Consider the following 18,141-nt stretch of genomic DNA (forward strand, 5'->3'; position numbering starts at 1 on the left):
ACAGGAACAAATGACGTTGACTTATCAGGCGCCGCTACGCGACATGCGCTTCGTGATGGACGAGTGGCTTGACGCCACTTCGTGGTGGCGCGACGTGCCCGACTGGCAAGACCTCGACTCGCAGACCGCGCAGCAGGTGCTCGAGGAAGCGGCGCGTTTCGTCGAGGAGCGCATCGCGCCGCTCAACGCGAGCGCCGATCTCGAAGGATGTCGTTTCGACGCGGGCAAGGTGACGACGCCCGCGGGCTTTCGCGAGTCCTACGCGGAATTCGTCGAAGCGGGTTGGCCGACATTATCGCTCGACACTGGGCACGGCGGACAGGGCCTGCCGCAGCTTCTCGACGTCGCGCTTCAGGAAATGCTCGCGGGCGCCAACCATGCATGGTTGATGTCGCCCGGGCTCACGCACGGCGCGACGGCATGCTTGCAGACGTATGGCAGCGAACGCGTGAAAAAGGCATTGCTGCCGAAAGTCGCGAGTGGTGAGTGGCTATCGACGATGTGTCTGACCGAGCCCCAGGCCGGCAGCGATGTCGGCCTGATCCGTTCGCGCGCGACTGAAGCACCGGGCACCGACGGGTATTTCATCGACGGCAGCAAGATCTTTATCAGCGGCGGCGCGCACGATCTGACGGAGAACATCGTTCATCTGGTGCTCGCTCGAGTGCCCGAAGCGCCGCCCGGCACGAAAGGGTTGTCGCTGTTCGTCGTGCCGGAATGGCTGGAAGACGGCGACGGTGGGCGCTCGTGCAATGGTGTCTATTGCGAAGGCATCGAAAGGAAAATGGGCCTGAAAGGCAGCCCGACCTGCACGATGCGCTTCGAACGCGCATTCGGTTGGCTCGTCGGTGAAGCGCATCGCGGTCTCGCGTGCCTGTTCGTGATGATGAACGCGGCGCGGCTGCAGGTTGCGATGCAGGGCCTCGGGCATGCGCACACCGCGTGGCAACGCGCGCACGCTTACGCGCAGGAACGCGCGCAGATGCGTGCAGTGAGCGTGCCGCCCGGTGCGAACGTCGCACCGGGGAAGGCTGCGCCGATTGCGTTTCATCCGGCCATGCGGCGGATTCTGATGGAGCTGCGCGCGATCGTCGAAGGCGAGCGCGCGATCGGTTACTGGACCGCGCATTGGCTCGACATCGCCGCACGTCATGCCGATGCCGCCGAACGGGAACAGGCGGCGCAGCTCGCATCGCTGTTGACTCCGATTGCAAAGGCGTTTTTTACGGCCAACGGTTTTGGCGCTGCATCGAACGCGCTGCAGGTGTTCGGCGGCTACGGCTACATCCACGAGTACGGCATTGAACAGACGTTGCGCGATAGTCGCGTGTCGATGTTGTACGAAGGCACCAACGAAATTCAGGCGATCGATCTGCTGATTCGGAAGGTGCTGCCCGATGGGGCGGTGGCGTTCGATGTGCTGCTTCGCCACGTGCGCGCGGAAGCGCGGCTGTGCCAGGAGTCCGATCCGCCGGTTCGTGCCGCCGGCGCGAAGCTCGCAGAGCTCGCACAGACAGTGGAGAGCACGACACGGTCGATCAAGACTCGCCACGCGCAAGACCCGGAGACGGCATACCGGGTCGGGGACGACTATCTCGCGATGCTTGGCTGGATGCTGCTGGCGTTCGCATGGGCGCGCACGCTGCGAATTGCTACGCCGCAATGCGAGGCGGAAACGTTCTATGTGGAGAAGCGGGAGACGGGCCGCTTCTTCTTCGACTACCCGCTCGCGGCCTTCGCTTATCGCCGCAGCCTCGTTGAAGCCGGGTGCGAGGCAACGCTGCCGTACGTTTGAAAGTCAGCTTGAGCAACACCTGCCTGATCAATACCGCTCGGCCACGTATTTAAACGGATAGTCTGGTTCCTTGTATCCGTCGGGCTTTTGCCGTTTCGGCAGCGAGACCTTCTTGCGGGAAGGCTGCTTGTACGGAATCCTCTGAAGCATGTCGCTGATGATGTTCAGTCGCGCGCGCCGCTTGTCGTTTGAATTCGCTATGAACCACGAAGCATAGTCGGTGTCCGAAGCCGCGAGCATCTCATCGCGGGCACGCGAGTAGTCATACCATCGGCTATAGGATTTCAGGTCCATTTCGGTCAGTTTCCAGATCTTGCGACCGTCGTGGATGCGTGCCTCGAGACGTCGGGTCTGTTCCTCGGGGCTGACCTCGAGCCAGTACTTGAGCAGGATGATCCCGGATTCGACGATCGCCCGCTCGACGAGCGGCACCGCCTTGAAGAACGTCTGCACGTCCTCCTCGGAGCAGAAACCCATCACGCGCTCGACGCCCGCGCGGTTGTACCAGCTGCGGTCGAAAATGACGATCTCGCCCGCGGCCGGCAAGTGCGGCACGTAGCGCTGCACATACATCTGGCTTTTTTCACGTTCGCTAGGCGCGGGCAATGCAACGACGCGGAAGACGCGCGGACTGACGCGCTCGGTCATCGCCTTGATCGTGCCGCCTTTGCCCGCGCCGTCACGTCCCTCGAAGACGACGCAGACCTTGCTTCCCGATTGCACGACCCATTCCTGCAGCTTGACGAGCTCCACATGCAGATCGAAAAGCGCCTTGCGATATTCCTTGTACGACAGCGCCCTGTCTTGCTCGGGCTGCTCGTTTTCCGACTTCGTTTTGGCCATTATCTTCTCCCCAGCGCGGGCTGTTCCAGCGTACTACGCAATGATCCATTCCCACGGTAGAGCGCGACGCGAAGCAGGGCCATACGACCTTGGTCCAATATCGCCGGTACAGGGCGCGCTGTATGCTGCGGGCGTCCGCTCGCGCCTCATCCGTATGCCAGCAAAAGGCGGGCTCGGTTCACGTCATCGCCACGGGAGGCCTCATGGATGCCACGGGTCACACGGAGCAGGAAAACTTCGGCGATAGGGAGCCGGTTCTCGATGTCGTCGATCGAGTGTGCGAGTTATGTTTCGGCCTCTTCATGGCGCTGACGTTCGTCGGCACCGTCTCGGCCGTCGGCGCGGGTGCCGACGCGGGGCACAAGATGTTCTACACCGCGCTCGGCTGCAATCTCGCATGGGGCCTCGCGGACGCGGTGATGTTCCTCGTGCGTACGCTGGTGGCTCGCGGCAGGCGTGTGACGCTTGCGCATTCCGTGCGAAGCCAGCCGAATGCGGCCGCGGGCGTTCGGACGCTTCACGACGCAATGGCCGCGTGGCTCAGACCGTTGATCGGCGATACGGAGCTCGAGTCCATCCGCAGGCGTGTTGCGGCGCGGCCGGATCTGCCGCAGCGAGCAGTATTCGTGCGCGACGATTTCACCGCCGCCGCGGCTATCTTTGTGCTCGTAGTAGCCGCAACATTCCCGGTCGCGTTGCCCTTCGTGCTGTTCGCGAACGTTCCGACGGCGCTGATCGTCTCCCGAGTCTTGACCATCGCGATGTTATTCGGCAGCGGCATCGCGCTGGGGCATTACGCGGGATTTCGCGGCTGGCAGGCCGGCCTTGCGATGGCGGCGGTCGGCGTCCTGCTCACCGTGGCGATCATCGCGCTCGGCGGATGATCGAGGTCGACCCCGCCAATCAGCTTCGCTGGCTTCGCGTTTCATTCATCATCGACACCGCGCTTCCTGTAAGACCAAGGTCCGATTCCGCAGCGGTTTCAGCGTGACATCATGTATCTGCAAGCGTTGTAGTCGTCGCATCCGGATACCGAAGAAAATCGACGCGCGGCGATGGCATTGATGGTTCCTTGGGCGGCTATGCCGCTTCACGGCGGAGAAAAAAGATCGAGGCTTCCAGCCATCAGGACTGGCGACTCGGATCGTAACCAGAACGGAGTCGATAGTGAACAGACGGAACTTTGTGCACACGCTCGCGCTTACATCCATGGCCGCGAGTCTGGCTTTGGCGGGTTGCACGACGACCGGAGGCAGTGGCGAGAGCGCCACTACCGACGCCGCCAAACGGCAGGAGATCGACGCGGCCGTGAACGGTGCGCTGTCGAAATTGTTCGATACGGTGCAAGGCTCGCACGAACTGGTATCGAAGGCGCAGGGCGTGCTGGTGTTTCCTTCGGTGAAGAAGGCGGCGTTCATCGTCGGTGGCGAGTACGGCGAAGGGGCATTGCGCGTCGGCGGAGCGACGGTCGGCTATTACAGTACCGCCGCGGCATCGTTCGGATTGCAGGCCGGCGCGCAGTCGACCGCCGTGTTCTTCCTGTTCATGACGAAAGATTCGCTCGAGAAATTCCGCAACGCGAAGGGCTGGTCGGTGGGCGCCGATGCTTCGGTTTCACTGCTGAAGGTCGGCGCTACCGGCGCGGTCGATACCTCGTCGGCGACCGCCGAGGTCGTCGCGATGGTCCTGACAAATACGGGCCTAATGGCAGACCTGTCGCTGGCCGGCACCAAGGTTACGCGCATGAATCTGTAACAGGGCGCGGCAAGCAGCGGCATTCGATCGAATCGTCATGGCGCTGTCACACGGCGGCGCGTCTACCGCGTGTTGCGCGGTTTCGTTACAGCGAGGCCGCGCGACACGCTACGCGTGCCTTGGCACGGCGACGCGCAGCGGATAGTTTTTGGCGGACTCACCCCTTAGCCTCCCTATCATCCCTCCCGTTGTTCCCACGAAACGCTGCGAGCCAGATGCGCTCGCGACTCGCAGCGACGCTGCCTGTGACCTGCACTGACCGTCCTGTTTATTCAATACCGGTAGAAAAGTGAAGCCGAAACACGCGTTCTCGCCGCGGCGCTGCGTTTAATCATCTGCCGGGCATAAATTTATTTTTTTGTGGTCTGCGAATGCAAATGATTCGCACTGGAATAGCGGGCGATAAAAGCGTGGACTTGCGTCAAAAAAGAAACTATCGCCGACAAATTAATTAAATTGGAGAATTAGCGTTGGCTATACCCGCTGACTCTGTGATTCGCGATGCATGAAAGCTTTACGGTTGAAGTTTTCACCTGAAAGCGCTATCTCGCCTGGCTTCACGGGCTAGCGCAAATCCGCCACGGGGTAGGAGAACATTGCGGCTCCTACTGCGACGTTGCGAGTTTGCTAACTTTCCTGTGCGTGCAAACGGACGGCACGGACACTGCCCCGCCCGGCAATAATTAACTGCCTAACAAACTCTGTCGCAATTTTCCGATTGATGGCGGACAACGCAGAACACTATTGAGTAGTTTCCCGAGTAAGCGGCATAAATTAAGGTAACCCTTCGGTAAGTGATTCTGGATAGCCTATACTGACTTCCAGCCACCAGACGTGCGAAGTATCGATTGTGAAGTCAATTATGTGGTTCGAAGCCCAAAGATAAAGACGTCGCAGTTATACGGAATCCGTTCGCACTGGACCCGGAGGTGCCAATGATTAATCTGATCGTGCGTGGCAGACACCTGGCGATCGGGGTAGCGGGAATTCTCACGGCGCTGAACGCGCAACCGCGCCACATGGGTCAAAGCGGCCCGTCACAGATCGACGCTACGCGCAACGACGGTGCTCCACTGTCCGGGCGCGACCCTTCCAGACAGTCTTCACCCAGGCATCACCAGTTTCAGCGCGCTCGTAGTATCTCCGGCGTGTCGAGCCGACAGAGTACCCGCGATACCCACGAGCCGCCGTACGCGTTGCCGGCATGGCGGCGCTGTGTCGCCGCTTGCGCGTCGTGGCTGCGAGGTGAAGGCGATAGCAGCACGCGGCGCATGCTCGACGCGAGAATGCCGCTGTGCGAGACGCTCGAAATGTTGCCGGTTCCGATCGTCACGGTCGATCAGCGGGACCAGATCATCTTCGCGAACGCGCGGGCGGCGCAACTGTTCGGCTACACGAGGGAAGAGCTGATCGGCGCGCCGACCGCCAAGCTGTTTCCGATCGATGGCATCAATGCCGATCGGTCGGCCTCAGGCAAGCGTGGCGCGAAGATACAAATCCCCGGCGTCACGACCACGCAGGTTTTGATCGCGCGGCGGCGCGATGGGGGCGGCTTTCACGCGGAGGCGGAAACCACGCGATGCCGCGTGCACGATCAGGAATTGCGGATCACCGCGATAGCGGAATGCAGTGCGTGCGGCGAACTCGATGGAAATACGAGGGATCTCGCGCATCTCGCGCGCGTTTCTTCATTGGGCGAACTCGCCGGATCGCTGGCGCACGAGTTGAAGCAGCCGCTTACCGCGATCCTGTTCAACGCGCAAGCCGCACGCAAATTCATGGATGCGGAGACGACCAACGTAGTGGAGCTGCGCGAAGCGCTCGAAGACATCGTGGCCGACAATTGCCGCGCGAACGACGTGCTGCAGAAGATCCGCGCGCTGGTACGCAAAGGCGATATCGAGTTGCAGTTGCTGGACGTCGGCAACGTCGTGCGCGACATCGCGACGCTCGTGCACAGCGATGCGTTGACGCGCGGCGTGCGCACGAGCTTCGACATTCCGAAGAATCTGGCGCTGATTTGCGGCGACAAGGTTCAGCTTCAGCAGGTGATCCTGAACCTGCTGCTCAACGCTTTCGACGCGGTCAAGGATTGCCCTGCCGCGGACCGCCTCGTCGAAACGACAGCGCGTGAGGAAGCGGACGGACTGATATGGATAACGGTAAAAGATCGCGGCCAGGGCCTCGACGTCGACAGCATGGAAAGGATTTTCCGGCCATTTTTCACCACCAAACCGCAGGGGCTCGGACTGGGTCTTTCGATCAGCCGCACGATCGTCACGGCGCACCGCGGCCGGCTATGGGCGGAAAACAACGAGGGCAAAGGGGCATCGTTTCACGTCACGCTTCCCGTCGCGACCGATATCCGACAGAGACTCGTGCCCCGATCATCATGAACCAGACCAACACTCGCGTCTTCATCGTCGACGACGACGACAGCGTGCGCAGCGCGCTCGCCCGCTTGCTGCGCGCCTCCGGCTACCAGGTCGAATGCTTCGACAGCCCTGAGGCCTTTCTCGAACGAGCCGATCTGACGAGCATGCCAGCCTGCCTCGTTCTCGACCTGCAGATGCCGGGCATGACGGGACTCGAAGTGCAGCGCAAGCTCGATCAGCTGCTGCCGATCGTATTCCTGACCGGGCACGGCGACATCGGCTCGAGCGTCGACGCGATGAAAGGCGGAGCGGTCGACTTTCTGCCCAAGCCGGTGCGCGACTCGCTGTTGCTCGCCGCGGTGGATCGCGCGCTCGCGCGCGCGTGTGTGGAAAGCAGGCGGCGCCACGAACGCGAGGAAATAGAAGAGCGGATGCGGCATCTGACCCGCCGCGAACGCGAAGTCATGGAACTCGTCGTGACTGGCCGCCTGAACAAACAGGTTGCGAGCGATCTGGGCGCGGCCGAAAAAACGATCAAGATTCATCGGGCCCGCGTGATGGAGAAGATGAAGGCCCGGTCGATCGTCGACCTCGTTCATCTGGTGCGAAAGGGCGGCGTTTGTACGGCCGACGAAGAATAATCGCCCGAACCAGGCGCCGACTCGCGCGTTGCGCCGCCACTTTCAGCGGCGCTGGCCGATACCGCTAGTGGACCAAAGTCTTATATCTCATTGGGGTTTCAACCAGTACGCTAAGGCATCAGTGGTCCACTTTCCGGAGCGACTGCGCGTTCGCGCTGTCATATGGTCAACCCTAACCAATTCGTTGCGGTGGTCGACGATGACGAGTCGGTGTGCCGAGCCATCAAGCGTTTGCTGCATTCCGAAGGTATCAGGGCGGAGACGTTTTGCAGCGGTGACGAGTTCTTGAATGCGCTTATGGCAATTCCGTCGTATCGGCCTGCCTGCGTGATTCTGGATGTCCAGATGCCGGGAACCAACGGCCTGGAAGTTCAGCGTCAGCTCGCGCAAATGGGCGTGCCGGTCATCGTGATTACCGCCTATGACGATCTCTCCGTCCGCCAGAGCGCGCTCGCGGCCGGTGCGGCCGCGTATCTGCGCAAGCCTTTCACCAGCGCGATTCTGTTCAAGGCGGTCGAGGTGGCCATCGGCGGTCCGCCGACACCCTGAACGCGCGTCTTCGCGCCGGACGATATGAGACCAAGGTCCGATTGTCGCCGTTTCTTCGGACCACCAAACTGAACTCAGTCAACGCGTCGAACCGAACGCCTGCTGCGCCGCACCGAACTCGAAACCGGACAGGTTGCGGCACGTGCGTGCCTTTGCGCGTGCGATGCGCCGCGCGGAGTGCGGCAGCGTTCAAGGATAAAAGCGGGAGCGCACGTGATGAAATCAATTTCGGTTTGTCTCGCGATTCTTCTCGGTACCGCTGCGATGCAGGTGGGCGCGGCGGACTTCGACGGCAGCAAACGGCTGATCTGCGCGACGATCGACGCGCACGCCTGCGATCCCGGCATCGCCTGCACGCGCGCGTTGCCCGCGGATCTCGGTCTGCCGAAATTCCTGACTCTCGATTTCGACAAACGCGCGGTCGTCGGTCCCGCGCGCACGACGCCGATGCTGTCGGTCACCAAGGAGGCGGATCAGCTCCTGATCCTCGGCAATGAGTTGGGCTTTGGCTGGACGCTGGTCGTCGATTCGACGGACGGCGAGATGACGCTGACGATCGCCAACAGAAACGATGCCTTCGTGCTGTTCGGCAACTGCACGCCTTTGTGATCAGGCGGAGTGCGCGATGAAAACCGTACCCGTATCCCTGGCCTCGCCGCGGCCGGATTCTCGCGGCGCTCTCCCATTGCTGGCCGTCGTCGCGGCGCTGACGCTGCTCACGTTGCTCGCGTCGTGCAAGAAGGCGCCACCGCCGCCGGTCGCCGCCGCGCCGGAAGTGACCGTGATGACGGTGACGCAGCAGGACACGCCGGTCGACTTCGAATTTACCGCGCAAACGCAGAGTTCGCGTGAAGTCGAGATCCGCTCGCGGGTGGACGGCTTCCTCGACAAGCGCATGTACACCGAAGGCGCGTTGGTCAAGGCGGGACAAACGATGTTCCAGATGGACCGCAAGCCGTTCGAGGCCGCGCTGCGGACCGCGAAAGGGCAACTGGCCCAGCAGGAGGCGCGTCTCGAAGTCGCCAAGGCCAATCTCGCGCGCGTGGTGCCGTTGGCGGCGCAGAACGCGTTGAGCAAGAAGGATCTCGACGACGCGGTCGGCAACGAGAAGCAGAGCGCCGCCGCCGTGATCGCCGCCCAGGGCGAAGTCGACACCGCACTGCTGAACCTCGGCTACACGACGATCAAGTCTCCGCTGAACGGCCTGTCGAGCTTCGCGCGTCTGCAGGATGGCAGCTACGTGACGGCGACCTCGAACGGTTTGCTGACCTACGTGTACCAGCTCGATCCGATGTGGGTGAACTTCAGCATCTCCGAGAACGAGATGCTGAAGTACCGGGATGACATCGCGGCAGGACATCTGCGATTTCCCGCGCACAACGATTTCTCCGTGCATCTGATTCTCGCCGATGGCTCGCCCTATGCCGAGCAAGGTCAGATCGACTTCGCGAACCCGGCGTTCAATACCGAAACGGGAACCTTCCTCGTGCGCGCGACCTTCAAAAACCCGGAGGGCACGTTGCGCCCCGGCCAGTTCGTGCGGGCCCGCGTTTCCGGCGCAATCCGGCCCAATGCGACGCTCGTGCCGCAGCGCGCGGTGTTGCAGGGCGCGAAGAGCCACTTCGTGTGGGTCGTCGATAGCGCCTCGAAGGCGCATCAGCGCGTCGTCGAAGTCGGCGACTGGCAGGGCGATAACTGGTTTGTTTCCGACGGACTCAAGGCGGGCGAGCGCATCGTCGTGGACGGCGCGCTGCGCGTTACCGCGGATTCGCAGCTGAAGATCATCAAAACCCTGGCGGCCGGCGGGAAAAGCCAGGCGGCGGTGGCGACGGCCGCATCGCAAGGCGCCGCGGCAGCGCCCGCCGCCGAGTGACGGGGCAGTCGCCATGAACATTTCGCGCTACTGCATCGATCGGCCGATTTTCGCGTCGGTCATTTCGATCGTCATCACGCTCGGCGGCGCATTGGCGATGTTCTCGCTGCCGGTCGCGCAGTACCCCGACATCACGCCGCCGCAAATCACGGTGTCCGCCACCTATCCGGGCGCCAGCGCCGAGGTCGTCGCGAACAACGTCGCCGCACCGATCGAGCAGCAGGTCAATGGCGCGGACAACATGATCTACATGAACTCGTCGAGTTCGTCGACCGGCAGTATGACGCTCAACGTGTACTTCCAGATCGGCACGAACCCCGAACTGGCCCAGGTCGACGTGCAGAACCGCGTGAATCTCGCGCTGCCGCAACTGCCGCAATCGGTCCAGGCGCAGGGCATTCAGGTACAGAAAAAGTCACAGGCGTTCATGATGGTGATCGCGATCTATTCGCCCACCAACCGCTACGATTCGACGTATATCGCCAACTTTACGAACATCTACGTGCTTGACGCGATCAAGCGGATTCCGGGCGCGAACCAGTCGAGTATCTTCGGCACGCCAGACTACGCGATGCGGATCTGGCTGAAGCCCGACCGGATGGCGCAGCTGGGCGTGACGGCCGCCGACGTGCAACGGGTCGTCGCGAACCAGAACCAGCAGTTCGCGGTGGGCAGTATCGGACAGTCGCCGACCAGCGGAGCGGTCCAGCAATCGTTCGCGGTCACGACCACGGGGCGCCTCGCCGAGCCTTCGCAGTTCGACAACATCATCGTGCGCGCCGCGAGCGGCGGCGCGGCGATCGTGCGGCTCAAGGACATCGGCCGCGCCGAGCTCGGCCAGAAAGACTACTCGATTCGCAGCCGCTTCCAGGGCAAGCCGGCCACCGTGCTCGCCGTATATCAGCAGCCGGGCGCCAACGCGCTCGACGTGGCGAAGCAGGTGCGCACGACACTCGCGGAACTGAAGAAGTCGTTTCCGGAAGGCATGACTTACGAAATCGCGATGGACACGACCGAGTTCACGCGAGCGTCGATCTCGGACGTGATCCATACGTTCTTCGAAGCGCTGGTGCTCGTCGTGATCGTCGTGTTCGTATTCCTGCAAAGCCTTCGCGCGACGCTGATTCCGATCATCGCGGTGCCGGTGTCGATCGTCGGCACCTGCATGTTCATGCTGCTGCTGGGCTTTTCGATCAACATGCTGACCTTGTTCGGCATGGTGCTCGCGATCGGTATCGTCGTCGACGACGCGATCGTCGTGATCGAGAACGTCGAGCGCAACATGACGGTGCACAAGCTCTCGCCGAAAGAGGCCTCGAAGAAGGCGATGGACGAAGTCGCCGGCCCGGTCGTGGCGATCGTGCTGGTGCTGTGCGCGGTGTTCGTGCCGGTCGCGTTTCTCGGCGGTATCACCGGCCAGATGTACAAGCAGTTCGCGATCACGATTGCGATTTCGGTGGTGCTGTCCGGCATCGTCGCACTGACCTTGTCACCGGCGCTCGCCGCGTTGCTGCTGAAAAGCACGCACCACGAGAAGAAGGGCTTTTTCCGCTGGTTCGACAATCAGTTCGCCCGCATGACGTCGGGCTATACACGCGCGGTCAAGCTCATCATCAAGCGCTTTGTCATGGGGCTCGTGTTCTTCGCGGCGATGATCGTGCTGGCGGTGCTGATGGTGCGCTCGATTCCGTCGGCGTTCCTGCCGCCTGAAGACCAGGGTTATCTGCTCGGCGCGGTCATCATGCCGGACGCGGCTAGCCTCGACCGCACCGGCCAGGTGTCGCAAGTCATCACTGACTATTTCATGAAACAGGAGGCGGTCGGCAGCATCACCACGGTCGATGGTTTCAGCCTGCTCGACAGCCAGAACAAGAACAATGCCGGCACCTTCTTCGTCGGTCTGAAGAGCTTCGACGAACGCTATACGCGCGCCAACCGCGCGACGCAGAACGCGCGCCAGGTGCTGCTCGACGCGTATCGCCACTTCGCGAACGTCCAGGAGGGCATTATTCTGCCGGTCAACCCGCCGTCGATTCCGGGGCTCGGCACGACAGGCGGCACAGAGGTGTGGATTCAGAGCAAGGGGGATGCTTCCATCGCACAGCTCGCGGGCGTGGCCGACCAGTTCGTGCAGAAAGCGCGGGCGCGCAAGGAGCTGACCGGCGTCACGATGACCTTCAATGCGGCGTCGCGGCAACTGCTGGTCGACGTGGATCGCGACAAGTCGGAGACGCTCGGCGTGCCGATCGAAGACGTCTATAGCTCGATGCAGACGATGTTCGGCTCGCTGTACGTATCGCAGTTCAACCGCTCGAGCCGGCTGTGGCAGGTGATCCTGCAGGCGGACCCGCGGTATCGCCTGAAGCCTACTGATCTCGATCAGATCTTCGTGCGCAGCACGAACGGCACGATGGTGCCGATCAAGTCGGTGGCAAGCTACCGCTTTACGACGGGCCCGGACCTCGTCACGCGATTCAATAATTTCCCGGCCATCAAGGTCACGGCGAATGCCGCGCCGGGCTACAGCTCCGGACAGGTGATCTCGACGCTGGAACAGATCGCCGCGCAGATGCCGGAAGGCTACGACGTGGCATGGAGCGGCGAGGCATTCGAAGAACGGCAGTCGGGCGGCACCTCCGGGCTGGTGTTCGTGTTCGGTCTCGTGATGGTGTTCCTGATCCTCGCCGCGCAGTACGAGAAGTGGTCGCTGCCGGTTGGCGTGCTGATGGCGGTGCCGTTCGCGCTGTTCGGCGCGCTGCTCGCGATCATGCTGCGCGGCCTGTCCAATGACGTCTACTTCCAGATCGGGCTGACGATGCTGGTCGCGCTCGCCGCGAAGAACGCGATCCTGATCTTCGAATTCGCGGTGCTCAATCGCGAGAGCGGCGCCTCGGTGTTCGACGCGACGATGACCGCGGCGGAAGAACGGCTGCGCCCGATCGTGATGACCTCGCTCGCGTTCATTCTCGGCTGCGTGCCGCTCGCAATCGCGACGGGCGCGTCGGCCAACAGCCGTCATTCGATCGGCACCGGTGTGATCGGCGGCATGTTGGGCGCGACGGCGATCGCCGTATTCTTCATCCCGATGTTCTATTACCTGCTCGAAACCATGTCGTCGCGCTCGAAGGGAGGCAAAAAGCCGACGCCGGGCGTGGAGCCCAGCGGCGGCGCAGGACGCGAACCCTCGGCGGTGCCGGGGCCCGGTGCGTCGAGCGAGGCGCCGTCCGCGCCGCAGGCAGGTGAATGACATGCACGGCACGGCACCGGCGCGTCTGCTCGCATCCGTCATGCTGCTCGCGCTGAGCGGATGCCTGCTAGGCCCCAACTACCAGCGCCCGGCGGTCGACGTGCCGGCCACTTATCGTTTCGCCCAGGGCGAGGCCGCGGGCATCGCCAACCCCGTGTGGTGGGAGCAGTTTCAGGACCCGGTGCTCGATCAGCTGATCGCCGCCGCGCTGCAGGACAATCGCGACGTGAAGGTCGCGGCCGCGCGCGTCGACGAGTTTCGCGGGCAGTTCGTGACCACGCGCTCCGGGCTGTTCCCGCAGCTTTCGGCAGGCGCCGACGCGTCGCGTCAACGGGTCTCGCAGGACGAAGGCGTGCCGGTGCCGAAGGGCGTGAGCCCCGTCTACAACCAGTTCGACGCGACGCTGGCGGTGTCCTGGGAAGTCGATCTGTTCGGCAAGGTGCGCCGGGAAACCGAGGCGGCACGCGCGAATCTGCTCGCAAGCGAAGAGGGCCGCCGCGCCACGATTCTGACGCTGGTGAGCTCGGTCGCGTCGGCCTACATCAATCTGCGCAGTCTGGACCGGCAGCTAGTGATCGCGAAGGAGACCGTGCAAAGCCGCGCGGAATCGGTGCGCGTGTTCGAGGCGCGCTTCCGCTACGGCGAGGTCTCGCAGATGGAACTCGCGCAAAGCCAGTCGGAGTATCAAGCCGCGCAAGTCACGATTCCGCAGCTCGAAGCGCAGATCGCCCAGCAGGAAGACGCGTTGTCGGTGTTGATCGGCAGGAATCCCGGCGCGATACTGCGCGGCCGCGAGCTGTCGCAGATGGGCACGCCGCCGATTCCCGAGGGGCTGCCGTCCGATCTGCTCGAACGCCGTCCCGACCTGCTGGAGGCCGAGCAGACGCTGGTCGCGCAAAACGCGCTGATCGGGGCGGCGCGCGCGCTGTACTTCCCGTCGATTTCGCTGACCGGGCTGTTCGGTTCGGTCAGCGCGCAGTTTTCGAATCTGTTCACCGGCCCGGCGCGCGTGTGGTCGTTTGCCGGCAGCGTCACGCAGCCGATCTTCACGGCGGGCAACATCACCGGCCAGGTGCACCAGGCCGAAGCGCGCCAGCAGGAATCGCTGTACTCGTACGAAAAGGCGATCCAGGTAGCGTTCCAGGAGGTCGAGGACGCGCTCATCTCCGTGCAGAAGACGCATCAGGCACTCGATGCGCAAAACCTCCAGGTCGAGGCGCTGCACACCTATGCGCACCTCGCGCGGCAGCGCTACGAAGGCGGCTATACGAGCTACATCGAAGTGCTCGATGCGGAGCGCAGCCTGTTCAACGCGCAACTGAACTATGCGCAAACTCAAGGCGCGGTGCTGGCCTCGTACGTCACGCTCTACAAGGCGACGGGCGGTGGCTGGGTGGCCGAGGCGGAAAAACTGACGGCGCCGCCGCCCGCGCCGCAAAACTCGCCGGCGATGGCGCCGGTCTCGCAGAACGCGCCCGCGTCGGCTGGAACGTCGGGTGCAGTGGAGGCGAGATGACGGGCAACGAGCTGATTGCGTGCGAAGAGTGCGACCTGCTTCAGCTCGGCGCGCCGCCCGCCGCCGGCAATGCGTTGCGCTGCCGGCGTTGCCGCGCGGAGCTCAGGCGCGGACGCTCGAACGGGCCGGAGTATGCGCTCGCATTCTCGTGCGCGTCCGCGGTGCTGCTCGTGATCTCGAACGTGTTTCCGATCGTCGGTCTGTCGCTGAACGGCCATGTCGTGCAGACGACGCTCGCGGGTTCGGTGCGCATGCTGTACAGCCACGGCTCGTGGCCGCTCGCCTTGCTGGTCGGCCTTACGACGATCGTCACGCCGGTGCTGCAAACCGCGGCGATGCTGTGGCTGCTGCTGCCGCTGCGCTTCGGGCGCGTGCCGTGGCGGCCGGCCGAGTGCTTTCGTCTGTTTCAGCTCGCGCGGCCGTGGGGCATGACCGAGGTGCTGATCCTCGGCTTGCTGGTCGCGCTGGTCAAGCTCGCGCACATCGCCAAGGTGGTGCCGGGCACCGCGCTGTGGTCGTTCATCGCGCTGATGCTGCTGCTCGCGGCCGCGGCGGCGACCTTCGATCCGCATGAGGTGTGGGCGCGCATCACGGCAGCGCGTGGCGCGCAGGCGTGGCAGTTGCCGCCGATCCGCGTGCGCCGCAACGCCATCACGGCGTCTGCCTACGGGCTCGTGCTGTGCGAAGAATGCGGGCTGCTGCTCAAGCAGCCCAGCGGCGCGGTCAAGCACGTCTGTCCGCGCTGCAAGGCGCCGTTGCACCAGCGCAAGCCCGCGAGCCTGTCGCGAACGTGGGCGTATCTGGTGGCCGCGATGGTGCTCTACATTCCGGCCAACGTGCTGCCCGTGATGGACACGAGTTCGCTGTTCGGCACGCAGAAGGACACGATCATGAGCGGCGTGGTCTATCTGTGGGTATCGGGCTCCTGGCCGCTTGCGCTGCTCGTGTTCATCGCGAGCATCGTCGTGCCGATGCTGAAGATTCTCGGCATCGGGTATCTCGCGTTATCGACGCAGCTTCGTTGGCAATGGCTGCCCGGGCAGCGCACGCGGATCTATCGCCTGATCGAGCTGATCGGTCGCTGGTCGATGCTCGACATCTACGTGATCACGATGCTGGTCGCGCTGGTGCAGTTCCAGGCGCTGGCGACGATCAAGGCGGGGCCGGCGGCGATCGCGTTCGGCGCGGTCGTCGTGCTGACCTTGCTCGCCTCGATGGCGTTCGATCCACGCCTGATGTGGGACGCTTTGGAGACCGAACGTGTCCACTCCGACTGAAGAGCCCGAGCTGCCCGCCGCGGAGCCGGTGCCGCGCTCGCGCTGGCGGATGCAACTGGTCTGGCTCGTGCCGATCGTGGCGATCCTGATCGGCGGTTGGCTGGCGGTGAAGGCGGTGCTGGAGCGCGGCGAGCAGATCAGCATCAGCTTCAAGACCGGCGACGGTCTCGAAGCAGGCAAGACCAAGCTCAAGTTCAAGGACGTCGATATCGGTGTGGTCGAAGCGGTCTCGCTGACGCCGGACCACAAGCGCGTGGTGGCCAAGGCCGAGGTGACGCGCGACGTGTCGGACCTGCTCGTCGACAACACGCGCTTCTGGGTCGTGCGTCCGCGCATTTCGGGCGGTACGGTGTCGGGGCTCGGCACGCTGCTGTCGGGCTCGTATATCGACGTCGACGTCGGCAATTCGCCAAAAGCGCGCCGCAGTTTCGTCGGCCTCGAGGAGCCCCCCGTGATCGCCAGCGACGTGCCGGGGCACGAGTACACGTTGCACGGCACGGGACTCGGCTCGCTCGACGTGGGTACGCCCGTGTTTTTCCGCAGAATTCAGGTGGGCCAGGTCGCGTCATACCAGTTGGACCCGGACGGCCGCGGCGTCACGGTGAAGGTGTTCGTCAATGCGCCCTACGACCGCTTCGTCAGAACCGACACGCGCTTCTGGCACGCCAGCGGTGTCGATATGGCGTTCGACAGCAGCGGCTTGCGCGTCGAAACGCAGTCGATCGTGTCGATCATCATCGGCGGGATCGCGTTCGAATCGCCGCCCGATTCACAGGTAGAGACGAGCGCCGATACCAGCACCCGGTTCGAGCTGTACACCACGCGCGCCGACGCGATGAAGATGCACGATCGCATCGTCGTCAAATACGTGGTGAACTTTACGGATTCGGTGCGCGGTCTGACGGTTGGCGCGCCGGTCGATTTCCGCGGCGTCGAAATCGGCGAAGTGACGGCGCTCTACACGCGCTTCGATCCGGACACCCGCCGCTTCAGCAGTCCGGTCGAGATCAATATCTATCCGGAGCGGTTCACGTCACGCTATCAGAACGACGGCGCCGGCGGACACCTCACCAACGACCCGCGCGGTCTCGCGAACTATCTGGTCGAGCACGGCTTCCGCTTCCAGTTGAGAACCGGCAATCTGCTGACCGGCCAGCAGTATCTCGCACTCGACTATTTCCCCGACGCGCCGAAGGCGTCGATCGACTGGAGCAAGACGCCGCCCGAAATGCCCGCGATTCCGCGCACGCTGCAATCGCTGCAGGAATCGGTCACGCGACTGCTCGCCAAGATCAACAACGTACCGTTCGAGGATATCGGCAAAGACGCGCGCTCGACGCTGCGCACCACCAACGCGATGCTCGGGCAGCTCAACACGCAGGTCGTGCCGAAAGCGCGCGACACGCTGCTGTCCGCGCAATCGACGCTCGATTCCGCGAATGCCGCGCTGCAGCCCGACTCGTCGCTGCAGCAATCGACGGAGGACGCAATGCGTGAATTGACTCGCACCGCTGCCTCGTTGCGCACGCTGGCCGACTATCTGGCGCAGCATCCGGAATCGCTCGTGCGCGGCAAGTCCGAGGACAAGAAGCCATGACAGATGCGATGGGCCGCTTTATAAGCCGCTTCGCGGCCGGCCTGATGCTCGCGCTCGCCGGCGCTCTGCTCGGCGCCTGCAAGTCGCCGGCGACGAACTTCTACACGCTGAGCCCGGACGATTCGTTGAACAGCACCGGCGCGAGCCGGCCGATCGTGGCGGTGATCGGTCCGGTCACGATACCCGGGATCGTAGACCGGCCGCAGATCGTCACGCGGATCGCTAACAACGAGGTCGCGGTCAACGAATTCGACCGCTGGGCGCAGCCGCTCGGTGGCGACATCGGCCGCGTGATCGCGGCCGATCTCGGCGCGCTGCTGAACTCGCAGCAGATTTCGGTATTCGATGCAGTACGCGATCCGTCCGTCGTCTGGCGCGTGCGGATCGACGTGATGCGCTTCGAGTCCGTGCCGGGGCGCGACGTCACCGTCGACGTGCTGTGGACCGTGCGGCCGCCCGGCAAGGTCCGCGCCGTCACTGGCCGCTCGGTTGCGCGCGAGAACGTATCCGGTCCCGGATTCGAGCCGATCATCGCCGCCTACGATCGCGCGCTCGCCTCGGTGAGCCGCGATATCGCCGCAGCGGTGCAGGCGAACCCCGTTCAATGAGACGTCGCGCTGCGTCACGTCGACACGCGCCGCGCCCGAACCCGTGCGCTGCACCGGGTCGCGCG

At 63.5% G+C, this 18,141-nt stretch carries 14 protein-coding genes; 13 read left to right on the plus strand and 1 reads right to left on the minus strand.

Annotated elements, in window-relative coordinates; genetic code table 11:
- The first annotated feature begins 10 nt into the window (after positions 1 to 10).
- Positions 11 to 1,795 carry an acyl-CoA dehydrogenase family protein gene (locus OKW29_RS19775; protein WP_429292207.1) on the plus strand — a complete coding sequence of 595 codons (1,785 nt, stop codon included), beginning with the start codon at positions 11 to 13 and terminating at the stop codon, positions 1,793 to 1,795.
- 27 nt (positions 1,796 to 1,822) lie between these two features.
- Here OKW29_RS19775 and ppk2 read toward each other — a convergent pair whose 3' ends face one another.
- On the minus strand, positions 1,823 to 2,638 hold the full coding sequence (gene ppk2, locus OKW29_RS19780; protein ID WP_429292208.1) for a polyphosphate kinase 2: 816 nt from the start codon (positions 2,636 to 2,638) through the stop codon (positions 1,823 to 1,825).
- A 203-nt stretch (positions 2,639 to 2,841) separates the two neighbouring features.
- Here ppk2 and OKW29_RS19785 point away from each other — a divergent pair, with 203 nt between their 5' ends.
- The 12 genes from OKW29_RS19785 to OKW29_RS19840 all read left to right on the plus strand — a co-directional run bounded on the left by OKW29_RS19785 (position 2,842) and on the right by OKW29_RS19840 (position 18,076).
- Positions 2,842 to 3,522 carry a hypothetical protein gene (locus OKW29_RS19785; protein ID WP_429292209.1) on the plus strand — a complete coding sequence of 227 codons (681 nt, stop codon included), beginning with the start codon at positions 2,842 to 2,844 and terminating at the stop codon, positions 3,520 to 3,522.
- Positions 3,523 to 3,805: 283 nt separating this feature from the next.
- Positions 3,806 to 4,393 carry a BPSL1445 family SYLF domain-containing lipoprotein gene (locus OKW29_RS19790; RefSeq protein WP_429292210.1) on the plus strand — a complete coding sequence of 196 codons (588 nt, stop codon included), beginning with the start codon at positions 3,806 to 3,808 and terminating at the stop codon, positions 4,391 to 4,393.
- 935 nt (positions 4,394 to 5,328) lie between these two features.
- A complete protein-coding gene (locus OKW29_RS19795; RefSeq protein ID WP_429292211.1) occupies positions 5,329 to 6,789 on the plus strand; it encodes a sensor histidine kinase in 1,461 nt (486 codons plus the stop codon).
- Positions 6,786 to 7,409: a response regulator transcription factor gene (locus OKW29_RS19800; RefSeq protein WP_018424532.1), complete on the plus strand. Its 624-nt coding sequence runs from the start codon at positions 6,786 to 6,788 to the stop codon at positions 7,407 to 7,409. Before OKW29_RS19795 ends, OKW29_RS19800 begins: the two co-directional genes overlap by 4 nt.
- A gap of 162 nt (positions 7,410 to 7,571) precedes the next feature.
- Entirely contained in the window at positions 7,572 to 7,958 is a 387-nt protein-coding gene (locus tag OKW29_RS19805) for a response regulator transcription factor (protein ID WP_187617270.1), read from the plus strand.
- 216 nt (positions 7,959 to 8,174) lie between these two features.
- Positions 8,175 to 8,567: a hypothetical protein gene (locus OKW29_RS19810; protein WP_090808966.1), complete on the plus strand. Its 393-nt coding sequence runs from the start codon at positions 8,175 to 8,177 to the stop codon at positions 8,565 to 8,567.
- Between the two features lie 16 nt (positions 8,568 to 8,583).
- Complete coding sequence (locus tag OKW29_RS19815) at positions 8,584 to 9,831, plus strand: efflux RND transporter periplasmic adaptor subunit (protein WP_429292212.1); 1,248 nt, start codon at positions 8,584 to 8,586, stop codon at positions 9,829 to 9,831.
- A gap of 13 nt (positions 9,832 to 9,844) precedes the next feature.
- On the plus strand, positions 9,845 to 13,078 hold the full coding sequence (locus tag OKW29_RS19820; protein WP_429292213.1) for an efflux RND transporter permease subunit: 3,234 nt from the start codon (positions 9,845 to 9,847) through the stop codon (positions 13,076 to 13,078).
- Position 13,079: 1 nt separating this feature from the next.
- On the plus strand, positions 13,080 to 14,594 hold the full coding sequence (locus tag OKW29_RS19825; RefSeq protein WP_429292214.1) for an efflux transporter outer membrane subunit: 1,515 nt from the start codon (positions 13,080 to 13,082) through the stop codon (positions 14,592 to 14,594).
- The gene (locus OKW29_RS19830) at positions 14,591 to 15,871 is read left to right on the plus strand and encodes a paraquat-inducible protein A (protein WP_429292215.1); all 1,281 of its coding nucleotides are present in this window, start codon (positions 14,591 to 14,593) and stop codon (positions 15,869 to 15,871) included. The genes OKW29_RS19825 and OKW29_RS19830 overlap by 4 nt, the downstream gene beginning before the upstream one ends.
- A complete protein-coding gene (locus tag OKW29_RS19835) occupies positions 15,855 to 17,468 on the plus strand; it encodes an intermembrane transport protein PqiB (protein ID WP_429292216.1) in 1,614 nt (537 codons plus the stop codon). The genes OKW29_RS19830 and OKW29_RS19835 overlap by 17 nt, the downstream gene beginning before the upstream one ends.
- Positions 17,465 to 18,076 carry a PqiC family protein gene (locus OKW29_RS19840; protein WP_429292217.1) on the plus strand — a complete coding sequence of 204 codons (612 nt, stop codon included), beginning with the start codon at positions 17,465 to 17,467 and terminating at the stop codon, positions 18,074 to 18,076. The genes OKW29_RS19835 and OKW29_RS19840 overlap by 4 nt, the downstream gene beginning before the upstream one ends.
- Positions 18,077 to 18,141: the final 65 nt, after the last annotated feature.

This window comes from Paraburkholderia sp. CI3, assembly GCF_050436505.1.
Classification (GTDB): domain Bacteria; phylum Pseudomonadota; class Gammaproteobacteria; order Burkholderiales; family Burkholderiaceae; genus Paraburkholderia; species Paraburkholderia tuberum.